Source organism: Azospirillum sp. A26, assembly GCF_042604635.1.
Classification (GTDB): Bacteria; Pseudomonadota; Alphaproteobacteria; order Azospirillales; family Azospirillaceae; genus Azospirillum; species Azospirillum palustre.
In genome coordinates, this window is the sequence record NZ_CP170473.1 from 1,544,804 (window position 1) to 1,567,367 (window position 22,564).

The 22,564-nt window shown below is 68.0% G+C and carries 22 protein-coding genes; 8 read left to right on the plus strand and 14 right to left on the minus strand.

Going from position 1 to position 22,564, the window contains the following annotated elements; genetic code table 11:
* Position 1 precedes the first annotated feature (1 nt).
* From ABNQ39_RS21135 to ABNQ39_RS21155, 5 genes are all read left to right on the plus strand, one after another.
* Positions 2-1,606: an N-acyl-D-amino-acid deacylase family protein gene (locus ABNQ39_RS21135; protein WP_376960224.1), complete on the plus strand. Its 1,605-nt coding sequence runs from the start codon at positions 2-4 to the stop codon at positions 1,604-1,606.
* 22 nt (positions 1,607-1,628) lie between these two features.
* On the plus strand, positions 1,629-2,012 hold the full coding sequence (locus tag ABNQ39_RS21140; RefSeq protein ID WP_149224340.1) for a RidA family protein: 384 nt from the start codon (positions 1,629-1,631) through the stop codon (positions 2,010-2,012).
* A gap of 81 nt (positions 2,013-2,093) precedes the next feature.
* Positions 2,094-3,152 carry an alanine racemase gene (locus tag ABNQ39_RS21145; RefSeq protein ID WP_376960227.1) on the plus strand — a complete coding sequence of 353 codons (1,059 nt, stop codon included), beginning with the start codon at positions 2,094-2,096 and terminating at the stop codon, positions 3,150-3,152.
* A gap of 35 nt (positions 3,153-3,187) precedes the next feature.
* Positions 3,188-4,192, plus strand: coding sequence for an ABC transporter ATP-binding protein (locus ABNQ39_RS21150; RefSeq protein WP_376960229.1), 1,005 nt, complete (start codon positions 3,188-3,190; stop codon positions 4,190-4,192).
* Entirely contained in the window at positions 4,189-5,190 is a 1,002-nt protein-coding gene (locus tag ABNQ39_RS21155; RefSeq protein WP_376960231.1) for an ABC transporter ATP-binding protein, read from the plus strand. The genes ABNQ39_RS21150 and ABNQ39_RS21155 overlap by 4 nt, the downstream gene beginning before the upstream one ends.
* Before the next feature lie 50 nt (positions 5,191-5,240).
* Here ABNQ39_RS21155 and ABNQ39_RS21160 read toward each other — a convergent pair whose 3' ends face one another.
* The 14 genes from ABNQ39_RS21160 to ABNQ39_RS21225 form a co-directional block, all read right to left on the minus strand.
* A complete protein-coding gene (locus tag ABNQ39_RS21160; protein WP_376960233.1) occupies positions 5,241-6,134 on the minus strand; it encodes a DUF5677 domain-containing protein in 894 nt (297 codons plus the stop codon).
* Between the two features lie 161 nt (positions 6,135-6,295).
* Entirely contained in the window at positions 6,296-6,775 is a 480-nt protein-coding gene (locus ABNQ39_RS21165; protein ID WP_376960235.1) for a VOC family protein, read from the minus strand.
* A gap of 84 nt (positions 6,776-6,859) precedes the next feature.
* Positions 6,860-7,282: a CopD family protein gene (locus ABNQ39_RS21170; protein WP_376960237.1), complete on the minus strand. Its 423-nt coding sequence runs from the start codon at positions 7,280-7,282 to the stop codon at positions 6,860-6,862.
* Positions 7,283-7,318: 36 nt separating this feature from the next.
* Positions 7,319-8,269 (minus strand): zinc-dependent alcohol dehydrogenase family protein, encoded by a 951-nt coding sequence (locus ABNQ39_RS21175; RefSeq protein WP_376960239.1) that lies wholly within the window; start codon positions 8,267-8,269, stop codon positions 7,319-7,321.
* 163 nt (positions 8,270-8,432) lie between these two features.
* Positions 8,433-9,404, minus strand: coding sequence for an isoaspartyl peptidase/L-asparaginase family protein (locus ABNQ39_RS21180; protein WP_376960241.1), 972 nt, complete (start codon positions 9,402-9,404; stop codon positions 8,433-8,435).
* A gap of 11 nt (positions 9,405-9,415) precedes the next feature.
* A complete protein-coding gene (locus tag ABNQ39_RS21185; protein WP_376960243.1) occupies positions 9,416-10,249 on the minus strand; it encodes a M55 family metallopeptidase in 834 nt (277 codons plus the stop codon).
* Positions 10,246-11,340 carry a P1 family peptidase gene (locus tag ABNQ39_RS21190; protein ID WP_376960245.1) on the minus strand — a complete coding sequence of 365 codons (1,095 nt, stop codon included), beginning with the start codon at positions 11,338-11,340 and terminating at the stop codon, positions 10,246-10,248. The genes ABNQ39_RS21185 and ABNQ39_RS21190 overlap by 4 nt, the downstream gene beginning before the upstream one ends.
* The gene (locus ABNQ39_RS21195) at positions 11,315-12,202 is read right to left on the minus strand and encodes an ABC transporter permease subunit (protein ID WP_376960247.1); all 888 of its coding nucleotides are present in this window, start codon (positions 12,200-12,202) and stop codon (positions 11,315-11,317) included. Before ABNQ39_RS21195 ends, ABNQ39_RS21190 begins: the two co-directional genes overlap by 26 nt.
* On the minus strand, positions 12,199-13,119 hold the full coding sequence (gsiC, locus tag ABNQ39_RS21200; RefSeq protein ID WP_376960249.1) for a glutathione ABC transporter permease GsiC: 921 nt from the start codon (positions 13,117-13,119) through the stop codon (positions 12,199-12,201). Before gsiC ends, ABNQ39_RS21195 begins: the two co-directional genes overlap by 4 nt.
* A 293-nt stretch (positions 13,120-13,412) precedes the next feature.
* Positions 13,413-14,945, minus strand: a complete 1,533-nt coding sequence (locus tag ABNQ39_RS21205) for a glutathione ABC transporter substrate-binding protein (protein ID WP_098737254.1) — start codon at positions 14,943-14,945, stop codon at positions 13,413-13,415.
* Between the two features lie 45 nt (positions 14,946-14,990).
* The gene (locus tag ABNQ39_RS21210; protein WP_376960251.1) at positions 14,991-16,904 is read right to left on the minus strand and encodes an ABC transporter ATP-binding protein; all 1,914 of its coding nucleotides are present in this window, start codon (positions 16,902-16,904) and stop codon (positions 14,991-14,993) included.
* Complete coding sequence (locus ABNQ39_RS21215; protein WP_376960253.1) at positions 16,901-17,746, minus strand: D-amino acid aminotransferase; 846 nt, start codon at positions 17,744-17,746, stop codon at positions 16,901-16,903. The genes ABNQ39_RS21210 and ABNQ39_RS21215 overlap by 4 nt, the downstream gene beginning before the upstream one ends.
* 55 nt (positions 17,747-17,801) lie before the next feature.
* Positions 17,802-18,695: a MurR/RpiR family transcriptional regulator gene (locus ABNQ39_RS21220; protein WP_376960255.1), complete on the minus strand. Its 894-nt coding sequence runs from the start codon at positions 18,693-18,695 to the stop codon at positions 17,802-17,804.
* Positions 18,696-18,817: 122 nt separating this feature from the next.
* Positions 18,818-19,513, minus strand: a complete 696-nt coding sequence (locus ABNQ39_RS21225) for an MORN repeat-containing protein (protein WP_376960257.1) — start codon at positions 19,511-19,513, stop codon at positions 18,818-18,820.
* Positions 19,514-19,684: 171 nt separating this feature from the next.
* Here ABNQ39_RS21225 and fliG point away from each other — a divergent pair, with 171 nt between their 5' ends.
* From fliG to ABNQ39_RS21240, 3 genes are all read left to right on the plus strand, one after another.
* Entirely contained in the window at positions 19,685-20,707 is a 1,023-nt protein-coding gene (fliG, locus tag ABNQ39_RS21230; RefSeq protein WP_098737244.1) for a flagellar motor switch protein FliG, read from the plus strand.
* 210 nt (positions 20,708-20,917) lie between these two features.
* Positions 20,918-21,952: a TRAP transporter substrate-binding protein gene (locus tag ABNQ39_RS21235; RefSeq protein WP_376960259.1), complete on the plus strand. Its 1,035-nt coding sequence runs from the start codon at positions 20,918-20,920 to the stop codon at positions 21,950-21,952.
* A gap of 101 nt (positions 21,953-22,053) precedes the next feature.
* Positions 22,054-22,563: a TRAP transporter small permease gene (locus ABNQ39_RS21240; protein ID WP_376960261.1), complete on the plus strand. Its 510-nt coding sequence runs from the start codon at positions 22,054-22,056 to the stop codon at positions 22,561-22,563.
* The last annotated feature ends 1 nt before the right edge of the window (position 22,564 follow it).

Genomic DNA, 22,564 nt, shown 5'->3' on the forward strand with positions numbered 1-22,564 from the left:
GATGACCGCCACCTTCCTCATCAAGGGCGCCCGCGTCATCGACGGCACCGGCGCCCCCTGGTTCCCCGCCGACGTGCTGGTGGAGCGCGGACGCATCGCCGCAATCGGCTCGATGCTGGACGCACCGGACGCCGAACCGCTGGAGGCGCAGGGGCGCTTCCTCGCCCCCGGCTTCATCGACGCCCATTGCCACGACGACCTGATCCAGCTGCGCCAGCCCGGCCGGCCGGAGAAGGTGGCGCAGGGCGTCACCACCGTGGTCGTCGGCAACTGCTCCTTCGGCCTCTATCCGCAGAGCCCGGACAGCGGCGCCCCCTTGCGCGAGCATTTCGGCAACCTGCTGGGCACCGTTTCGGACCAGGAGACCTTCGCCGATTTCGCCGGCTATCGGGCGGCGCTCGACGAGCGCGGCACCGCGATCAACCTCGTCTCGCTGGTCGGGCACGCGGCCCTGCGCCTCGCCGTCATGGGCTGGCAGAACCGCGCCGCCACGACGGAAGAGCGCGAGGCGATGGCGGCCCTGCTGGCCGACCAGCTGCGCCAGGGCGCGCATGGCCTGTCGCTCGGCCTCGTCTATCCGCCCAGCGCCTGGGCCGACCGCGCCGAGCTGGTGCGGCTGGCGGAGGTGGTGGCGGAGCATGGCGCCCTGCTGACCGCCCATGTCCGCTCCTATGAGGGCGGGCTGATCGCCTCAGTGGACGAGTTCCTCGATCTGCTGAAGGCGGGCGGGGCGAGCGGCCTGCTCTCCCACCTGCAGGCCGCCGGGAAGCCCTATTGGGGCAGCCTGCCGCGGGCGGTGGAGCGGCTGGAGATCGCCCGTAAGGGCGGCACCGACGTCAGCTTCGACATGTATCCCTACCCGGCCGGCTCCAGCACCATCCTGCAACTGCTGCCGCCCTCGGCGCTGGCCGGCGGGGTCGAGGCGCTGCTGGCGCGCATGGCCGACGCGGACGGGCTGGCGGCGCTGCGCCGGGCGGTGGAGGACGGCGAGGCGCCGAACGACACCGGCTGGGAATCCAAGATCCGCCTGATCGGCTGGGAGAATGTCCGCATCGGCGGCGTCTCCGCCGACGAGTTGCGCCCGCTGGAAGGGCTGTCGTTGACCGAGATCGCCGGGGTGGCGAAGGAGGCTCCCTTCGACACGCTAGTCCGGCTGATCCGCGCCGACCGCGGCCGCACCAACATCGTCATGTTCCAGTTGGCCGAGGCCGATCTGGAGACCGCGCTGTCGCATCCGCTGCACATGCTGGGATCGGACGGGCTGCCGCGCGAGACCGGCAAGCCGCATCCCCGCGCCTTCGGCAGCTTCCCGCGCTATCTCGCCCGCGCCATCAGGGGCGAGGGCGGGTTGGGGCTGGAGGATGCCGTGCGCCACATGACCGCCGTCCCGGCTCAGCGCTTCGGCCTGTCCGACCGCGGGCTGGTCCGGCCGGGCATGGTGGCCGACCTGACCCTGTTCACCGCCGACGTGGCGGACTGCGCGACCTTCCAGGATCCGACGCGCCCGCCCCACGGCATCACCGACGTGCTCGTCGCCGGACAGTTCGTCCTGCGCGACGGCGGCCACACCGGCGCCCGTCCGGGCAAGGCCCTGACCCGCGCCTGATCTTTCAACCTGTGAGGACCGAATGACCAACCGCAAGCCGATCTTCGCCGAAAAGGGTGCGAAGCCCGCAGGCCAGTACAGCCACGCCATCGTCGCGAACGGCTTCGTCTATGTGTCGGGCCAGGGGCCGCACCATCCGGAGACCGGCGCGCTGCCCGAGGACTTCGCCGGCGAGGTGCGCCAGACCCTGCGCAACCTGGAAATCATCCTGAAGGCCGCCGGCACCGACCTCGCCCATGTGGTGAAGGTCAACAGCTACCTCAGCGACCTCGGCCGCTTCCAGGAATACAACGCGCTCTATTCGGAGTTCTTCCCGACCGAGCCGCCGGCCCGCACCACCATCGGCTGCCAGCTGAACAACATCCAGGTCGAAATCGACTGCATCGCCGTCCTGCCGACGGCGTAACATCGTGCGTACACGGCCGATCCTGCCGCCCTCATGGCCGGGATCGGCCCATTCCCCGAATTCGTGTTCCGGAGCGGTCCCATGCGCGTCGACGATCTCGACACCCCCGTCCCCGTCATCGACCTCGACCGGGTCGAGCATAACCTGAGCAAGATGCAGGCATACTGCGACCGGCACGGGTTGGCGCTGCGCCCGCACATCAAGACCCACAAGCTTCCCCAATTCGCCCTTCGCCAGATCGAGCTGGGCGCCGTCGGCATCACCTGCCAGAAGATCAGCGAGGCGATGGTGATGGCCGAGGCCGGCTGCGCCGACATCCTGCTGACCTACCCCATCGTCGGCGCCGCCAAGGTCTCGCCGCTGGCGGAGCTGGCCGGCAAGACCAAGCTGACGGTGGCGCTCGACAACGCCGTCGCCCTCGACACCGTGGCCGCCGCCGCGGCCGAGGCCGGCGTCGAGATCGGCATCCTCGTGGAGTTCGACAGCGGCGACGGCCGCTGCGGCGTGCAGACGCCGGACGAGGTTCTGACGCTGGCCCGCCGCGCCGCCGGCAATGGCTTGACCCGCTTCCGCGGCCTGATGACCTACCCGCGCGGTCCCCGCACCGTGCCCTTCGTCAGCGAGACCCGCGCCCTGCTGGACGGCGCCGGCATCGCGATGGAGACGGTGTCGGTCGGCGGCACCCCCGGCTGCTGGGACACCCACGAGCTTCCCGGCGTGACCGAGCTGCGCGTCGGCACCTACATCTACCACGACCGCGCCACCGTCGGCGCCGGGGTGGCGACGCTGGAGGAGTGCGCCGTGCACGTCCATGCCACCGTGGTCAGCCGCCCCACCGCCGACCGCGCCGTTCTGGATTGCGGCAGCAAGACGCTGTCGAGCGACCGCGTCGCCCCGTCGGTCGGCGAAGGCTTCGGCCTGATCCTCGACTACCCCGACGCGGTGATCGTCCGCGTCAACGAGGAGCATGCGGTGGTGGACCTCAGCCGGAGCGAGGCGAAGCCGCAGATCGGCGACCGCGTGATGATCCTGCCCAACCATGTCTGCGTGGTGACCAACCTGCACGACCGCATGGCGATCACCCGCAACGGCGAGGTCGTCGGCGACTGGCCGGTGCCGGCGCGCGGCTGCACCCGCTGATCTGTCTCCGATAGCCCAAGCTCCGGGATCCCGTCATGGACGCTGACCTCACGCTCGACATCCGCAACCTGCAAACCCACTTCACCGCCGATCCCGGCGTGTCGAAGGCGGTGGACGGCGTGTCCTTCGCCGTGCGCCGCAACGAGACGCTGGCCGTCGTCGGCGAATCCGGCAGCGGCAAGTCGGTGACCAGCCTGTCGGCGATGCGGCTGATCCCGTCGCCGCCGGGCATCATCGCCGGCGGCGAGATCCTGTTCCGCGGCCGCGACGGCCAGGTGCGCGACCTCGCCCGCCTCAGCGAGCGGGCGATGCGAACCGTCCGCGGCAACGAGATCGGCATGATCTTCCAGGAGCCGATGACCTCGCTGAACCCGGTCTACACCGTCGGCGACCAGATCGGCGAGGCTCTGCGCTATCACCAGGGCCTCGACCGCCGGGCGGCGCGGGCGGAGGCGCTCGCCATGCTGAAGAAGGTCGGCATCCCGGCGGCGGAGCGGCGGCTGGACGAGTATCCGCACCAGATGTCGGGCGGCATGCGCCAGCGCGTGATGATCGCGATGGCGCTGGCCTGCCGCCCCACCCTGCTGATCGCCGACGAGCCGACCACGGCGCTCGACGTGACCATCCAGGCGCAGATCCTCGACCTGATGCGGCGGTTGCAGGAGGAGACCGGCACCTCGATCCTGTTCATCACCCACAATCTGGGCGTGGTGGCCGAAGTGGCGCACCGGGTGGTGGTGATGTACTCCGGCCGCATCGTCGAGGAAGGCGATGTCCGCTCCCTGCTGAAATCGCCCAAGCACCCCTACACCCGCGGTCTGCTGGCCTGCATGCCGCATCTGGGCCAGCGCCGCGGCGACGGCGGCCGGCTCTACGCCATCCCCGGCAGCGTGCCGAGCCCGGTGAACCGCCCGGCCGGCTGCACCTTCGCCCCGCGCTGCGCGCTGGCCGAACCGGCCTGCCTCGCCGCCGAACCCGTGCTGGAGCCGGTCGGCCCCGACCATTCCGCCCGCTGCCGCCGCTGGAGAGACGTGCAATGAGCATCGATACCGTTACCGAACAGCCCCTGCTGAGCGTCCGCAATCTGGAAAAGCGCTTTCCGGTGCGCGGCGGGCTGCTGCAACGGCCGGTCGGCTGGGTGAAGGCGGTGGACGACCTCTCCTTCGACCTGAACCGCGGCGAGGTGCTGGGGCTGGTCGGCGAATCCGGGTCGGGCAAGACCACCGCCGGGCGCAGCATCCTGCGGCTGATCGAGCCGACCGGCGGCTCCATCCGCTTCAACGGTCAGGAGATCACCGGTCTGGGCACGGCGGAGATGCGGGCGCAGCGCCGCCGCATGCAGATCGTCTTCCAGGACCCCTATGCCAGCCTCGACCCGCGCCAGCGCGTGCGCGAGGTGATCGGCGAGGCTCTGACGATCCACAACATCGGCACCCGCGCCGACCGCCGCGACCGCGTGGCGGCGTTGCTGGAGAAGGTGGGCCTGAGCGCCGACGCCATGGACCGTTTCCCGCACGAATTCTCCGGCGGCCAGCGCCAGCGCATCGGCATCGCCCGCGCCCTGGCGGTGGAGCCCGACTTCATCGTCGCCGACGAGCCGGTGTCGGCGCTCGACGTCTCGGTGCAGGCGCAGGTGGTGAATCTGCTGGGCGATTTGCAGCGCGAGCTGGGGCTGGCGGTGCTGTTCATCGCCCATGATCTGGCGGTGGTGCGCTACATCAGCGACCGGGTGGCGGTGATGTATCTCGGCCGCCTGATGGAGATCGCGCCGAGCGACAGCCTCTACGAGCGCCCGCGCCACCCCTACACCATGGCCCTGCTGTCGGCCGCCCCCGACCCGGACCCCGACGCGCCGAAGTCCCGCATGCTGCTGGACGGCGACGTGCCGAGCCCGATGAACCCGCCGTCCGGCTGCGTCTTCCGGACGCGGTGCCCGTTCACGCTGCCGGCCTGTGCCGAGCCGGCAGCCCGGGCGCTGCGCGAGGTGGCGCCGGGGCATTCGGTGGCGTGCATTCGGGATGATGTGGGGGTGGGGTGAGAGTCTGCTTCGCGCTGATAATGATTATCTGCATAGTTGCCAATCAAGGCCTATTTAATAGGATCTTGATTGGCTTTAGCTTGACGAAGCGCATAGAAATCCCTCTGACTTTCGGAAAAATTAGCATGGAAAGGATCGCTTAGTTTTGCAAATTCTTTAAGTAATTCGCGCAATTTGACATTATCTATAAATTCTCCTTTGAAGTTTTGACGAAGAGCGTCAGCACAAAACCACGTAATATTAACTTGATCACTCATAATGCGAGCTACATGAGCAGCTTCAAGGATTTCCCGCTCGCCATGCTCCCGCGTTGCCCGATCATGCATCAGATCCATGGCAGCCTGATCAGCATGAATCAAATGGCTAGCTATACCATACATGTGAAGCATAGATTTAATCCCTTCTAATGGTTTCCCATGAGAAACTTTCTGGTCCAGCTGCTCAATAATTTCTGAGAATGACCATTTTTGCTCAATTCTTTTTCGTTGCGTTTTTGACCCTTCGGCCTGCAAGTCAAAAGTTCTGTCGTCCTGCAATGCAGAGAATACTTCAGCAGACATGCTCCCTGCCTCAAAGATCTGCTCAGCGTACGCTGCTTTGCGTGCCCTCTTCCGATCATTTATTGAGCCTAAACCGTTCCAAAATTCGTCGATAAGCACGGCTTTTTCATTGTCTTCCGAAAATGAGATGAATAATATTTTTGCAGCCACCTCATAAAATGACCTAAGTATAATTTCAGAATCCCATAAATAACCGTGACTTATGAGAAATGAAACGGCCTGATTTCTTGAAGAAAGGTACCAAAAAAGACACTTTAACGTCTGCGTTTCTGGGAACGAGTCAGAACCGTAACGTGAAAAAAGGCTCTGAATCTCATCGCGTATATGGGTAAGGCATTGAAGATTTACTTCCTGCAAAGCATGAATTGATGAATCGTTGTTCATTGAAGAATCCTATTGGTATGGCGCTCTAAATCCGAGCAATGAGAATTGAAACATTCGAGCAGACAAAATCGCCTCGGCTGCATCCTACCGAAGACATCAGACCATCCGACTCTAGAAAAAGCCTAAACCGTTAACGACTGCTGGGGGTCAGAAGCCGCCACTCACCCCCGCCGAGCCGCCTCAATCGCCGCCACGTCGATCTTCGTCATCCCCATCATCGCCTCGAAGGCCCGCTTGGCCTCGTCCCCACCCGCCGCCAGCGCATCGGTCAGCACGCGGGGCGTGATCTGCCAGGAGATCCCCCAGCGGTCCTTGCACCAGCCGCAGGCGCTCTCCCGGCCGCCGTTACCGACGATGGCGGTCCAATAGCGGTCGGTCTCCTCCTGGTCGTCGGTGGCGATCTGGAACGAGAAGGCTTCACTGTGCTTGAACGCCGGGCCGCCGTTCAGGCCGAGGCAGGGGAGGCCGGCGACGGTGAACTCGACCGTCAGAACGTCGCCCGCCTTGCCGGACGGGTAGTCGGCGGGCGCGCGGTGGACGGCGGTCACCGCGCTGCCGGGGAAGGTCTCCGCGTAGAAGCGGGCGGTAGCCTCGGCGTCCTTGTCGAACCAGAGGCAGATCGTGGTCTTGGCGACGGCCATGGCGGGTCCTTTCGCGCTGGAACCGAACCGGCCGGGCACAGGGTCGAACGGGCCGGCCCGTCCCGGTCCGACACCATACCGTGTTCAGTAGGGCTTCACCACCACCAGCGTCACGATGGCGATGGCCCCGGCGATCACCGCCAGCGGGGAGAAGCGCAGCAGGCCGGAGACCGGCTTCGCACCCGGTTCGCCCAGCCGGCGCAGTCCGGCGGCGAGCGTGCCGTGCAGGGCGGACAGGGCGGTGACGATGACCACCTTCGCCACCAGCCACGGCTCGAAGCCCCAGCCGCCTACCACCACCAGCGTGATGCCCAGCAGCCACGCCAGCCCCATCGCCGGGGAGGTCACGCGGCGCTCCCAACGGCCGGCGGCGCGCAGGAGGCGGGCCGGTCCCTCCTCGGCGGCGGTCGCGGGGTCCAGGGCGCTGATCAGGATGGCGGCGGCGGACATCCCCAGGATCCAGAGCGTCACCGCCGTGACGTGCAGCCCGATCAACCAGATATACACCACGACCGTCCTTCGAAAGCCCGGCCCGACCTCGCGTCAGGCGCCCACTTGCAGGATGATCTTACCGCGGCCGTGGCCGGAATCGAGCCGTTCATGCGCCTTGCCGACCTCTTCCAGCGGCAGGACGGCATCGACGATCACCCTCGCCTGACCGCGCACGAACAGCGGCGCCATCTCGCGCAGGCGGGCGCCCTCGCGGGTCAGGAAGGTGCCGTACAGGGTCTGGTTCTTCACATAGAGCGCATTCAGGTCGTCGGTCGGCGGCAGGATGGTGGCGATGCGGCCGAAGGGGCGCGTCACCTGGGTGCTCAGCGGCACATTGCCGCCGGCGGTGTCGAAGGACGCGTCCACCCCTGCCCCGCCCGCCTCGCGCAGGATCTGGTCCGCCACGTCGGCGTCGCGGTAGTCGAGCGTCACGTCGGCGCCGAGATCGCGCATCGCCTCGTGGTTGGCCTTGCTGGCGGTGGCGAGCACGCGGGCGCCGGCTGCCTTGGCGAACTGGATGGCGAAGCTGCCGACGCCGCCGGCCCCACCATGGATCAGCACCGTCTCGCCCGGCCGCACTGCCAGACGCCGCACGATGGCCTCCCACGCCGTGCCGCCGGCCAACGGGATGCCCGCCGCCTCGACATGGGAAAGGCCGGACGGCTTGTGCGCGACGATGGACGCGGCGGCGACGGTGTATTCGGCATAGCTGCCGTTGGGATTGCCGAAGATCTCCGGGGTGTAGAACACCTCGTCGCCGGCCTTGAAGCCGGTCACGCCGGGGCCGGCCTCCTCCACCACGCCCGACACGTCATAGCCCAGCACCGCCGGGAAGGGGATGCCGGCCCAGCTTCCGACCTGACGGATCTTGGCGTCCACCGGGTTGGTGCCCGACGCCACCACCCGCACCAGCAGTTCGCCCGGCCCCGCCACCGGGCGCGGCCGGTCCTGACGTTCGAACACGTCGGGACCGCCGAACCGCGAAATCACCATCGCCCGCATGACGCCATCCTCCGTTCCGGCTGTTGCACTGATGAAGCAGCAACGTGGGACGCCGGCCCCCGCCTGTCCAGCGGGGGAGAGGGGGCGGCGGACGACTCTTGGGACTCCTCGCGGTGCATCCCCCTCACCCTAACCCTCTCCCCGGGGAGAGAGGGGATTGGCGTCAGCCGATGCGGAACTCCTCGCGGTGGATCGCGGTCATCGGCAGCCCTTCCGGCCCGATGGCGCCGCGATACATGCCGGAGCAGTTGAAGGGCAGAGCCACCCGGCCGTCGCGGTCGATGGCGATCAGGCCGCCGGAGCCGCCGATCACGCCCAGCTCGTCCACCACGTCGCCGGCGGCGCGCTCCAGGGTCTGGCCGGCCCAGCGCATGCGGGCGTCGATCTCGTGGGCGGCGCAGCGGCGGATGAAATGCTCGCCATGGCCGGTGGCGGAGACGGCACAGGTGATGTTGTCGGCGAAGGTGCCGGCGCCGATCACCGGGCTGTCGCCGACGCGGCCCTTGGCCTTGGCGGTCATGCCCCCGGTCGAGGTGGCGGCGGCGAGGTTGCCGTCACGGTCGCGGGCGACGGCGCCGACGGTGCCGTGGCGGCGCTGGTCGGCGCCCCCATCGGAGTTGTCATCGGGGGTGCCGGAGCGGCGGCGCTCCAGCTCGGCCTGGAGGGCGTCCCAGCGCGGCTGGGTGAAGAAATAGGGGGCCTCCTCCATGGGCAGACCATGACGGCGGCAGAGATCGAGCGCGCCCTCGCCGATCAGCAGGACATGCTCTGTGTGCTCCATCACCGCGCGGGCGGCCAGGATCGGGTTGCGCGGGCCGAACAGCCCGGCCACCGCACCGGCGGCGCGGTCGCGGCCATCCATGATGGCGGCGTCCATCTCCTGCACGCCCTCGGCGGTGAAGACGGCGCCGCGGCCGGCGTTGAACAGCGGCTCGTCCTCCAGCGCCATCACGGCGGATGTCACGGCATCCAGCGCGCTGCCGCCGTCGGCCAGCACCTCGTGCCCGGCGGCCAGCGCCCGGCGCAGGCCGGCGTGGTAGCCCTCGGTCAGCGCCGGGGTCAGGGCGCTGCGCTTGATGGTGCCGGCGCCGCCATGGATGGCAAGGGCGAAGGGCTGCGGGTGCGAAAAGGTCATGGGGGCGGGTCTCAGCGCAGGGTGGCCGACATGGCCGACAGGGTGTTGATCCAGCCGAGCGCGGCGGCCATGCTGGCGGCCGGCAGGCGGATGGTGACGGGGTCCAGCCGCTCCGACACCGGGATCAGCGACGCCAGATCGGCCAGCGCCGGGCTGTTCATCTCGATCTCCAGCCGGTAGGGCGCGCCATCGGCCTGCGGCGGGACACGGAAGGGCGGGATGCTGGACGCGCGGCGGACGGCGCGGGCCGAGGCCTCGCGGATGCGGTCGCGGGCAACCGACGGCGCGACGGAGCGGGCGGCGCGCTGACCCAGCGCCTGCTTGACCACCACCTGTTCGGCGTTGGGGAACAGCGGCGCCATCTCGGCGGCGAAGCGGTCGTCGCCACTCAGCAGGATCACCGGCACGCCGATCTCGCCGGCATAGGCGCCGTAATTGCCGGCTTCCCCCAGTTCCAGCCCGTTCACCCGGACGCGGCCGAAGGCGAAGCTGTTGGTGGTGTGGGCGAGGATGCCGTACTGGCGGGCCGAGGTGTGGAAGCCGACGCACATCACCCCGGCGGTGTCCGGCTCCAGCCCGGCGAACATGCCGATGGGCTTGGGCCGGCCGAGAATCAGTTCGGCGGCTGGGTGCAGCTCGTCCGGCAGCAGGTTGACCATCGGGCCGTGGCTGTCGTTGACCAGGATTTCGCTCGCCCCGGCCTCCAGCGCGCCGTCGATGGCGGCGTTGACCTCGGCGGTCATCAGGCGGCGTGCGCGCTCGTACTCGGCATTGCCCGGCGTCACCTGCTGCTGGGAGACCACGCCGGCCACCCCTTCGATGTCGGCGGAGATGTAGATCTTCACGGAGTGCTCCCGGCAGTCAACATATCGGGGGTGAGCGTATCGGAAAGGCAGGGCCGGGTGGCGCCGTCGCGGCCCACCACCGGCGTGGCGGCGGCCAGCGCGTCAAGGACGGCCTCCTGCGTCGCGTCGGCCATCGCCTCGAACAGCCTGTCGATGCGGTGTTCGTTCACCATGCGCAGGGCCAAGATGTCAGCCCGCTCGTCATGGTCGATGCGGTTGGCGGTGGTGAAGCCCAGCACGATGTCGCCGCTGCCATGGCCCCAGAAGGACCCCACCCGCGCCAGCCCGACCCCGGCGCGGCGGATCACCCGGCGCAGTTGGCGGTGGTCGAGCGGCACGTCGGTGGCGGCGATGACGATGACGGAGCCCTTCTCCGGCGCATCGTCCTTTTGCGGCACGGCGACGCGGCGGCCGTCGGGCAGCCGCAGCTCGCCCGGCCGGCCGAAATTCGCCAGCACCAGCACACCCAGATGATGGCGCTTGCCGTCCAGCTTGAGGCGGCGCGACGAGCTGCCGATGCCGCCCTTGAAGCCGAAGCAGGACATGCCGCGCCCGGCCCCGACCGACCCGACCGCGATTTCCGCACCGTCCGCTTCCGACAGCGCGGCGGCGAGCGCAGCGGCGGCATGGGCCTCCGTCACCGCCAGCGCCTGGATGTCGTTCAGCGGGCCGTCGTTGCACTCCATCACCAGCGGATTGACGGTGGCGGTGCTGCGGCCGATGTCGGGGTTGGCGGCGATGGCGTGGCGGACCAGGGCGGTGGAGGCGGTGCCGACCGACAGGGTGTTGGTCAGCAGGATCGGGGTTTCCAGCGCGCCGAGTTCCTCCACCTGCATCAGCCCGACGCTCTTGCCGAAGCCGTTCAGCACCTCGGCGGCAGCAACGGGCTTGTCGCGGTAGAGGTTGCCGGCATGGGGCAGGATGGCGGTGACGCCGGTCTGGATGGCGCCGTCATCGAGCGTGACGTGCGCAACGCGCACGCCCGGAACGTCGGTGATGGCGTTGCGCGGCCCCGGCGTCAGCCGGCCGCAGGCGAGCCCGACGGCCCGCGCGCGCCGGGCTCCGTCAGCGGAGTTTGGGGTCGAGGGCATCGCGCAGTCCATCGCCGAGCAGGTTGAAGGCCAGCACCGTCAGGAAGATGGCGAGGCCGGGATAGAAGGTGACATGGCTGGCGACGCCGATGTAGCTGCGCCCGTCGGCCAGCATGGCGCCCCATTCCGGGCTGGGCGGCTGGGCGCCGAGGCCGATGAAGCTGAGGCTGGCCGCCGTCAGGATCGAGGTGCCGATGCGCATGGAGACATAGACGATCACGCTGGGCAGCGTGCCCGGCAGGATGTGGCGGACCATCAGCAGCCGGTCGCGCACGCCGATGGCGCGGGCGGCGTCGACATAGACCGCGCGCTTCAGCGACAGCGTGCTGCCGCGCACCAGACGGGCGAAGACGGGGACGCTGAAGATCGCCACCGCATAGATGACGTTCTCGATCCCCGGCCCGAGGATGGCGACGATGCCGATGGCCAGCAGGATGCCGGGGAAGGCCAGCAGCACGTCGCAGACGCGCATGATCAGGCTGTCGATCCAGCCGCCGCGGAAGCCGGCGATCAGCCCCAGCGCCACGCCGGCCACCCCGCCGAGCAGCACCGACAGCAGCCCGACCGCCAGCGAGATGCGGGCACCCCACAGGATGCGGCTCAGGATGTCGCGGCCATAGGCGTCGGTGCCGGCCCAATGGTCGGCCGAGGGGCCTTCCAGGATGCGGTCGTAATCGAAGGCCGCCGGGTCGAAGGGGGCGATCCACGGTGCCGCCGCCGCGGCCAGCGCCAGCGCCAGCAGACAGACTCCTGCCGCCATGGCGGTGCGGTTGCGCCGGAACTTGCGCCAGAACTCGCGCAGCGGCGAGCGGACGGCTTCATGGGTCGCGGCGGCCACGCCGGTTGCGTCTGTCGTGGTCATGAGTAGCGAATCTCGGGGTTGGCGAAGGCGTACAGCACATCGACCAGCAGGTTGATGATGATGAACTCCAGCGAGAACAGCAGGATCTCCGCCTGGATGACGGTGTAGTCGCGGTAGTTGACGCTATCCACCAGCAGCCGGCCCAGCCCCGGCCAGGAGAACACCGTCTCCACCACGATGGACCCGCCGAGCAGGAAGCCGAACTGCAAGCCGACCATGGTGATGATCGGGATCAGCGCGTTGCGCAGCGTGTGCTTCCACACCACCAGCCGGGCCGGCACGCCCTTGGCCCGTGCGGTGCGGACGTAATCCTCGCGCGCGATCTCGATGAAGGCGGAGCGGGTGAAGCGCGCCATGACAGCGGCGACGCCGAGGCCGAGCGTCAGCGACGGCATGACGTAATGCTGCCACGTGCCGTAGCCGCTGGTCGGCAGCCAGCCGAGCTTGACCGAGAACAGGTCGATCATCAGCAGCCCGAGCCAGAAGGACGGGAAGGCGATGCCCGACACCGCCACCACCATGCCGACATGGTCCTGCCAGCGCCCGCGCTTGGTGGCGGACGCGACACCGATCAGCAGGCCCGCCAGCGTCGCCCACACCATGGCGACGACGGTGAGGTAGAAGGTCGGCATGAAGCGTTCGCCGATCTCCTGCGACACCGGCCGCTTGGACTTCATCGACCGCCCGAACTCGCCCTGCACCGCATTGCCGAGGAAGCGTCCGTACTGCACCCACAGCGGCTGGTCGAGACCGAGATCCTGGCGCACCAGTTCGACGTCCTGCTGGGTCGCATCCGTCCCGGCGACCAGCCGCGCCGGATCGCCCGGCAGCAGATGGACGAAGCCGAAGACGAAGACGGAGATCACCAGCAGAACCGGCAGGATGCCGGCAAGACGGCCGACGAGATATTTCAGCATGGGGCAGAGGTCCTGGTGGAGGGCCTGGGTGGGCGGACGAGAAATCCCCTTTCCCCAAGGGCTACGGCATTCACAGATCTCACGGGTCATTAAGGCAATGGAATCAATTGACTTATTCGGCCGTCATTCCCGCGAAGGCGGGAATCCAGCCGTTTCAGCCGCTTCTATGCGGAGTTTCTGGATCCCCGCCTTCGCGGGGATGACGCAGAGTTCCTTTGATTCCAGAGGCTTAATGTTGCTCTGAGTTGTGTGAACCCGCTAGCTCCCCGGGGGAGAGAGGGCGATTTTTCACATCACTGCAGATCGGCCTCTTCCATCTGCAGGCCGCCGTCGGCGACGTAGTAGAAGCCGGTCAGCTTCTTCGACTTGCCGGCCAGCAGGTTCTCGACGCCGAGGAAGATCCAGGGCGCATCCTTCCAGATCTGCTCCTGGGCGACGCGGTAGGCCTCGGCGCGCTTGGCGGTGTCGGCGGTGCCAATGCCGGTCTCGATGGCGGCGTCGACCGTGTCGTTCTTGTAGTAGGCGACGTTGAAGAACTTCGGCGGGAAGCCTTTGCCCCACAGCAGCGGGCGCAGGCCCCAGTCGGCATCGCCGGTCGAGGCCGACCAGCCGCCATACTGCATCTGCACCGTGGCATCCTCCGGCTTCTCGACACCCCAGACGCGGGCGGTCTCGACACCGGATTCGAGCGGGGTGACGGTCAGCTTGACGCCGATCTGCGACAGCTGCTGCTGGACGAACTGCATGCCGCGGATGAAGTTGGTGCTGTTGCGGCCGAACATCTCGGCCTCGAAGCCGTTCGGATAGCCCGCTTCGGCCAGCAGCGCCTTCGCCTTGGCGAGGTCGTAGGTGTACTGGTTGGGCTGGGTGACGTGGAAGCCCAGCTTGGACGGGATCGCCGAATCCAGCGGGCCGGCATAGCCGCGATAGACCACCTTCGCGTAGGCGTTCTTGTCGATGGCGTAGTTCAGCGCCTGACGGACGCGCGGGTCGTTGAACGGCTTCTTCATGGTGTTCATCGCCACATAGCGGGCGATGATCGACGGGGCGTCGATCAGCTCAAGCTGGTTGTTGGCCTCCACCATCTTCACCATCTCGGGCGGCAGCGGATAGATGAACTGCGCCTCGTTGGTCTGGAGCATGGCGATGCGGCTGCCATTCTCCGGCACGCTCTTCAGCGTGACGTGGTCGATCTTCGGCAGGCCCGGCTTCCAGTACTTGTCGTTCTTCTCGACCTTCAGCGTGTCCGCTTCCCAGCTGACGAACTTGTAGGGGCCGGTGCCGACCGGGTGGCGGCCGATCTCCTTGCCGAAGGTCTCAAGCGCCTTCGGGCTGTGGATCATGGCGCCGGGGTGGGCGAGGTTGTTGTTCAGCGCACCGAAGGGCTGCGACAGCTTCAGCGTGATGGTGGTGTCGTCGACCACCACCGTCTCGGCCAGCATCGCCAGCAGGCTCTGCCGCTTCAGCCGGTTGGCCGGGTTGGCGAGGCGGTCGAAATTGGTCTTCACCGCCTGGGCGTTGAAGGGCGTGCCGTCATGGAAGGTGACGTTCTTGCGCAGGCGATAGGTGTATTCGGTGGCGGTGTCGTTGACGGTGAAGCTTTCCGCCAGCAGCGGCACCAGCTTCATGTCCTTGTCGAAGCCGAACAGGCCCTGCATCATCGTGCGGCTGGCCGACTGCGACAGCGTGTCGTTGATGTCGGCCGGGTCCAGCGTGGTGATGTTGTCGGGCAGGCCGACCACCAGATCCTTGGCCGCGAAGGCCGGGCCGGCGAGAGCGGTGCCGGCGAGCAGGCCGGCGAGAAGCGGAAGGGCGAAGCGGTTCACGTGTAGGCTCCCTGTTTTTTGGTTCAGAAATCGCCGCCGACGGACTTAAAAGTCCCCGCCTACGGCGTGGCGGGCGACGAAATGGTCCTCGCCGACCGGCACCAGCGGCTGCACCGACGGCTCGTCGCCGAGGCTGCGGATGGGGCTCGGGATCTCGCCGGTCAGCAGCCGCAGGTCGCGGGTGCGGCGGCTGGGATCGGCGATCGGCACCGCCGCCATCAGGCGGCGGGTGTAGGGATGCTGCGGATTCTCGAACACGGCGCGGCGGGGGCCGAGTTCGACGATCTGGCCGAGATACATCACCGCGACGCGGTGGCTGACCCGCTCCACCACCGCCATGTCGTGGCTGATGAACAGGTAGGACAGGCCGCGCCTGGCCTGAAGCTCCATCAGCAAATTGACGATCTGCGCCTGGATCGACACGTCGAGCGCCGCCACCGCCTCGTCGGCGATGATCACCTTGGGGTCGCAGGCGATGGCGCGGGCGATGCAGATGCGCTGGCGCTGGCCGCCGGAGAACTCGTGCGGATAGCGGCGCGCATGTTCCGGCTTGAGGCCGACCTGGGTCAGCAGATCCGCCACCCGTTCCTCGATGGCGCGGCGGCGCGACAGGCCCGGCCTGGATGCGGGCGCATAATCGTGGACCAGCATCGGCTCGGCGACGCTGAAGCCGACGGTCATGCGCGGGTTCAGCGAGGCGAAGGGATCCTGGAAGATATACTGGATCTTCTCCTTCAGCTTCGCCTGACCGTTGGAATCGAGCGTCGCGGTGTCGAGCCCGTCGAAGCGGATGGTTCCGGAGGTGGCGGACTGGAGGCCCATGATGGTGCGGCCAGTGGTCGACTTGCCGCAGCCGGACTCGCCGACCAGCGCCAGCGTCTCGCCCGGACGGACGGCGAAGCTGACCTTCTCCACCGCATGGACGCGGGCCTTCAGCGAGCCGAAGATACCCTTGCGCACGTCGAAGCGGGTGGTGAGGTCACGCACCTCCAGAAGCGGGGCGTCGGCGGCGCGCACGGTGTCCTGCACCGGCGGCGGAGCCGGAGGCGCAGCCTCGGCCTTCGCGTCGTCCACCACCAGCAGCGGGAAGCGCACCGGCAGGTCCTGGCCGCGCAAGGCGCCCAGCTTCGGCACGGCGGACAGCAGCGCCTTGGTGTAGGGGTGCTGCGGCGCCTGGAAGATGCGCTCGACCGGCCCCTCCTCCACCTTGCGGCCGCGCCACATCACGACGACGCGGTCGGCCACCTCGGCCACCACGCCCATGTCGTGGGTGATGAAGATGACGCCCATCCCCATCTCGTCCTGCAACAGGCGGATCAGCCGCAGGATCTGCGCCTGGATGGTCACGTCGAGCGCGGTGGTCGGCTCGTCGGCGATCAGCAGCGACGGCTTGCAGGACAATGCCATGGCGATCATGACGCGCTGGCGCATGCCACCCGACAACTGGTGCGGATGGCGGTCGAGCAGCCGGGCCGGCTCGGGAATGCGAACCTTCTCCAGCATGCGCAGCGCCTCCGCCCGCGCCGCCTTGCGGTCGAGACCCTGGTGCAGCATCACCGCCTCGGCGATCTGGTCGCCGATGGTGAAGACCGGGTTCAGCGACGTCATCGGCTCCTGGAAGACCATGGCGATGTCGTTGCCGCGCATGTCGGTCAGCGCTTCGGCCGGCGGCGTGGCGAGGTCGCGCTCGCGCCCGTCGCGGCCCTTGAAGCGGATGCGCCCGCCGACGATGCGGCCGCCGGCATAATCGACCAGCCGCATCAGCGACAGCGAGGTCACCGACTTGCCGCTGCCGGATTCGCCGACGATGGCGACCGTCTCGCCGGGCGCCACGGTGAAGCTGACATCGTCGACGACGCGGAGCGGGCCGTGCTCGCCGTCGAAGGCGACGCTCAGCCCCTCGACCGACAGCAGGGCCGGCGCGGTGTCGACCGCCTTCACGGCAGCGGCACCGCTCATCGGGACAGCCTTTCGGCGAACAGCGCGAACAGGCGGCGCCAGACCATGCCCGGCGCGCCGCTGCCGACCGGCTTGCCGTTCAGGCTGGTGACGGGGGTGATTTCCTTGGTGGTGCTGGCGATCCAGATCTCGTCGGCGCTGTCGAGCTCGGCCGCCGGGATGTCGCGCTCCTCCAGCCGCAGGCCGGCCTCGGCGGCCAGCCGCAGGACGACGATGCGGGTGATGCCCTGGAGTATGCGGTTGTCGTTGACCGGGGTGGCGATGACGCCGTCCTTCACCACGAAGATGTTGGTGGCGGCGCCCTCGGTCACCAGGCCGTCGCGCAGTTGCAGCGCATCGACCACGCCGGCATCGGTCGCCGCCTGCTGCGCCAGCACGCTGCCCAGCAGCGCCACCGTCTTCAGGTCGCAGCGGCCCCAGCGGATGTCGGGAATGGTGATGGCGGCGACGCCCTGGTCGCGCCACGCCGCGGGCGGGCGCTTCAGCGGGCTCGCCATGCCGAACACCGACGGGGTGACGCCGGCCGGGAAGGCGTGGCCACGGCTGGATGCGGCGCCGCGGGTGACCTGGAGATAGACCGTCAGGTCGCCGGCGATGCCGGAGTCGGCGGCCAGCCGCTCCATGATGCCCAGCCAGTCGCCGGCCGACAGCGCGCAGTCGATGCGCAGCTCCGCCATGCCGCGTTGCAGGCGGGCGATGTGGGCCTCCGGCTCGAACAGGCGGCTATTGTAGGCCGCGGTCACTTCATAGAGGCCGTCGGCGAACAGGAAACCGCGGTCCAGCGGCGACACGTGGACCTCGTCCAGCGGCAGGTAACGCCCGTTCCAATAGGAGATCGTCATCGCTTTCCAACTTCTTCGGCGCGTGGAGGGGGAGGCCCCGGTTGATCGGCCCGGATCACTCCGTCGGGCGGTTCGATTTCGGCACGACGTGGAGATAGGGCAGGATGCGCTCGGCGACGTCGGCGGCCTGTCCGACGCTGTCCGGGCCGGAGCGCGACAGCGCGGTGCCCAGCGCCACGATCAGCGCCATCAGCCCGGTGGGCGAGCTGTGGCGCACGCCATGGTCGGCCCCGGCCAGCAGGGTGACGTCGGCCAGCGGCACGATGGGGCTGTCCGGCGCATCGGTCAGCGCGATGGCCTTGGCCCCGCGCTCCCGGCACAGCTGCAGATGCTCGATGGTCCGGCGCGAGTAGCGCGGCGAGGTGATGGCGATCACCAGATCGCCGGGCCTGACCGTCAACAGCCGGCGGATGGTGCGCTCGGTGCCGGCGAACTCGATGGCTTCGCGGACATTGTCGACATAGGGCTCCAGCACGTCGGCCAGGAACAGGGCGAGATAGGCACTGTCGCCGAGGCCGAGCGCCACGACGCGGCCGGCCTCGCGGATCAGCCGGATGGCGGCCTCGCACTGCTCAGGCTGGAGCAGATCCATGGTGCGGGCGATGTTGCCGGCGTCGCTGGCCAGCGATTCCCGCATGATCTCGGCGTTCGAGGTGTCACGCTGGACGGCGACGCGCAGCTTCTCCACCGGCGCGAAGGTCGATTCGAAAGCCCGCAGCAGATCCTCGCGGAACTCGGGAAAGCCGTCATAGCCGAGGAAGCGGGCATAGCGGTTGACCGACGCCACCGACACTTCGGCCGCCGCCGCCAGTTCGCCGATCTTCAGGGTCGCGGTGCGGAAGGGATAGGCCAGCGCCCACTCACCCACCTTGGCGAGGGCGGCCGGAAGCTGCTGCTGGCAGTTCTGCATGCGGATCAGCAGCGATCCCGTCTGAATGGGCGGCTCCATCCCCCGATCCCCCTCACCTGCGTCGGCACGGCCCTTGTGAGCATAGAATTACAGGAACGCCATATTTCTGTAAATCCATTTTCACATATGGCCGTATGCCGTCAGTGCGGGGGCCGACGCCGTCAGCGCGAACGGTCGCGAAGGAGTTGGTCTGACTGGTTCAGCCAGTCTTCCAGTTTCTGCGGCCGGCCGGCGCGGGCTGGCGGCGTTGCCGGACTGGGGTCGGCGTCCGCCGCCGCCGGGATCGAGGCCGATTGCGGCGGGCGGTCCAGCGGGGCACCGGCGCCGACGGTGCCGCGGGCGTCGATCCGCGGGCGATAGCGGCGGCCGTCGGCGGTGACGAACTCCCCCTCGCCGGTCGGGCGGTTGCGCTGGAAGCGACCGACATATTTGTTGCCGCTGGGGAAGGTGAGCGTGCCGAAACCGGTCCGGCGGTCGTCCTGCCACTCCCCCTCATAGACGCGGCCATCGGCCCAGACATGGGTCGCCTGACCCGAGACCAGCCCATTGCTGAAATTCCCGTCGAGGCGGCGGCCGTCGCGCCAGGTGACGCGCCCCTGCCCTTCCATCCGCCCGCCGACCAGCGTGCCTTCCACCTGCCCGTCGTAGCGGCCGTCATGGAACCAGCTGAGCACGCCGGGCCCGCTGGCCCAGCCGTCCGGGCAGGCACCGGACCAGCGGACGGTCTTGCGCCGGTCGGGATACTGGTCCCACACCCGGCAGTCGGAGCCCTCGACGGTCACCGCGCGCTCCGCCAGGGCGGACGCCGGCAGGACTGTGAGCAGACAGGGCAGCAGAAGGGCGGCACGAGCGGACATCAAGGCCACCTTTCGCGGGGGGACGGGGGATGCAATCTCCAACCGTCCCTGTCCGGATTCGGTTCCGAAATGCCTGTTTTCGTATGCTCCTGGTGTCTTCCTTATCGTTTGTTAACGATGTTTGCCGCAAATATCGCGCATCGTCGGATCAGCGGATCGTGAAGGTTAGCAATGGCTCAGAAGGTTCGTGAGGACTACCGGACCCTCACCGGCCCGGAAAAGGCCGCCATCATGATGCTGGCGCTGGGCGAGGAGCATTCGTCCAAGCTGTTCTCCCTGATGGACGACGAGGAGATCAAGGAGCTGTCCCAGGTGATGGCCAACCTGGGCACCGTGTCGGCCAACCTGATCGAGCGCCTGTTCGTCGAGTTCGCCGAACAGATGTCGTCGAGCGGCACGGTCGTCGGTTCCTTCGATTCGACCGAGCGGCTGCTGCTGAAGACCCTTCCGAAGGACAAGGTCGACCAGATCATGGAGGACATCCGTGGTCCGGCCGGCCGCACCATGTGGGACAAGCTGACCAACGTGAACGAGTCGGTGCTGTCCAACTATCTGAAGAACGAGTATCCGCAGACCGTCGCCGTCGTCCTCTCGAAGATCCGCTCCGACCATGCCGGCCGCGTCCTGGCGCAGCTGCCGGAAAGCTTCGCCATGGAAGTCATCATGCGCATGCTGCGCATGGAGGCGGTGCAGAAGGAGGTTCTGGACGACGTCGAGCGCACGCTGCGCACCGAGTTCATGACCAACCTCGCCCGCACCAGCCGGCGCGACAGCCACGAGATGCTGGCGGAGATCTTCAACGGGCTGGACCGCACCACCGAGCACCGCTTCATGGCGGCGCTGGAGGAACGCAACCGCGACAGCGCCGAGCGCATCAAGTCGCTGATGTTCACCTTCGAGGATCTGTCGAAGCTCGACCCCTCGGGCGTCCAGACGATGCTGCGCACGGTCGACAAGCAGAAGCTGGGCACCGCGTTGAAGGGCGCGTCGGAGTCGCTGAAGGATCTGTTCTTCTCCAACATGTCCGAGCGCGCCGCCAAGATCCTGCGCGAGGACATGGCGGCGATGGGTCCGGTCCGCGTCCGCGACGTGGACGAGGCGCAGATGTACATGGTGCAGCTGGCGAAGGATCTGGCCGCCCGCGGCGAGCTGGTCCTGGCCGAGGGCAGCGGCGAGAACGAGCTGATCTACTGACCGGCGGGTGCGGTTGCCTCCGATAAGCGGCGGGCGGCGCTGACTTTTTTCCCGGCAGCCCTCACACGGGGTTTGACGGACGGTCCGGAACGGTGAACCTTTGGAGTCCGATCAAGGGCGGGATCAGGGGGGCGGCCAAGCGCCCTCCTCCGACCGGCCAGAAGGCCGGCGGATGCCGCATCGGGCAACAACAGGGGGTTTCCGAACATCATGACCGCTCACACGCTGCATTCCCGATTCATTGGCCGGATGGCCGGTTCGGCCACTGCCCGGATGGCCGGTCCGGTCGTGGCCGGCCTGCTGGGGCTGGGCGTCGCCGCCGGGCCGCTGGCTGCCGTGGCCGAGACCTGGGACATGCCGACGCCGTATCCGGACACCAACCTGCACACCATCGTGGTGAAGCAGTTCGCCGATGACGTGAAGGCGGCCACCGCCGGCAAGATCCAGATCACCGTCCATTCCAACGGCTCGCTGATCCGCCATCCGGAGATCAAGCGCGCGGTCCAGTCCGGTCAGGCCCAGCTGGGCGAGGTGCTGATCAGCTCCTGGGCGAACGAGGATCCGCTCTACGGCCTCGATTCGGTGCCCTTCCTCGCCACCGACTTCAAGTCGGCGCACAAGCTGTACGAGGTCTCCAAGCCCTATCTGGAGAAGAAGCTGGAGCGCCAGCGCCTGAAGCTGCTCTACTCGATCCCGTGGCCGCCGCAGGGCCTGTATGTGAAGGACGAGGTGCAGTCCATCGAGGGGCTGAAGGGCCAGAAGTTCCGCGCCTACAACCCGGCCACCACCCGCATCGCCGAGCTGAGCGGCGCCATCCCGGTGAAGATCGAAGCGGCCGAAGTGGCGCAGGCCTTCGGCACCGGCATCGTCACCGCGATGATCACCTCGGCCGCCACCGGCGTCGACACCAAGGCCTGGGACTTCGTGAAGGTCTATTACGACGTGCAGGCCTGGCTGCCGCGCAACATGGTGTTCGTCAACACCGAGGTCTGGAAGGGGTTGGACGCCGGTACCCAGAAGGCGATCCAGGACGCCGCGGCGAAGGCCGAGGCCACCGGCTGGGCTGAGTGGGAGAAGAAGACGGCCGATCTGAACAAGACCATGTCCGACAACGGCATGAAGGTGCTGCCGCCGTCCGACAAGCTGAAGGAAGGCCTGTCCGCCATCGGCAAGACCATGACCGCGGAATGGACCAAGGCGGCCGGCGCCGACGGCGAGGCGATCATTTCCGCCTTCAACAAGTAACCGGTCCGGATGCGTCCGGCCGGCACCGCCCGAAAAAGGTAGGCCGGCCGGCCCCCTCCACGCCCCTTCGCTCCGTCCCGACCGCAGGAGGTGGTTGCGCCATGCGCACCGCACTGTCCATCCTTTACCGCGCCGCCGAGATCCTGGGCGCGGTCCTTCTCGCCGCCATCGCCGTCCTGATCGTGACGCAGGTGGCCTCCCGGCTGCTCAACGTGATGGTGCCGGGGGCCGACGAGCTTGCCGGCTACTGCATGGCGGCGTCCTTCTTCCTGATGCTGGGGCCGGCGCTGCGCCGCGGCGCGCACATCCGCGTCGGCGTGCTGGTGGAGCGGCTGAACGGCGCCGCCCGCCGCGTCATGGAGCTGCTCTGCCTGGGCTTCGCCACCGCGCTCAGCAGCTATTTCGCTTGGTACTGGGTGCGCATGACCTATGAGTCCTATGATTTCGGCGATCTCAGCCAGGGCGTGCTGCCGGTCCCGCTGTGGATGCCGCAGGCGCTGATGGCGGTGGGTCTGGTGGTGCTGGTCATCGCCTTGATCGACGACCTGCTGGCCGTGCTGCAGGGGCGTGAAGCCTCCTACCAGCATGCCGGCATGCAGAGCGAGGGCTGAG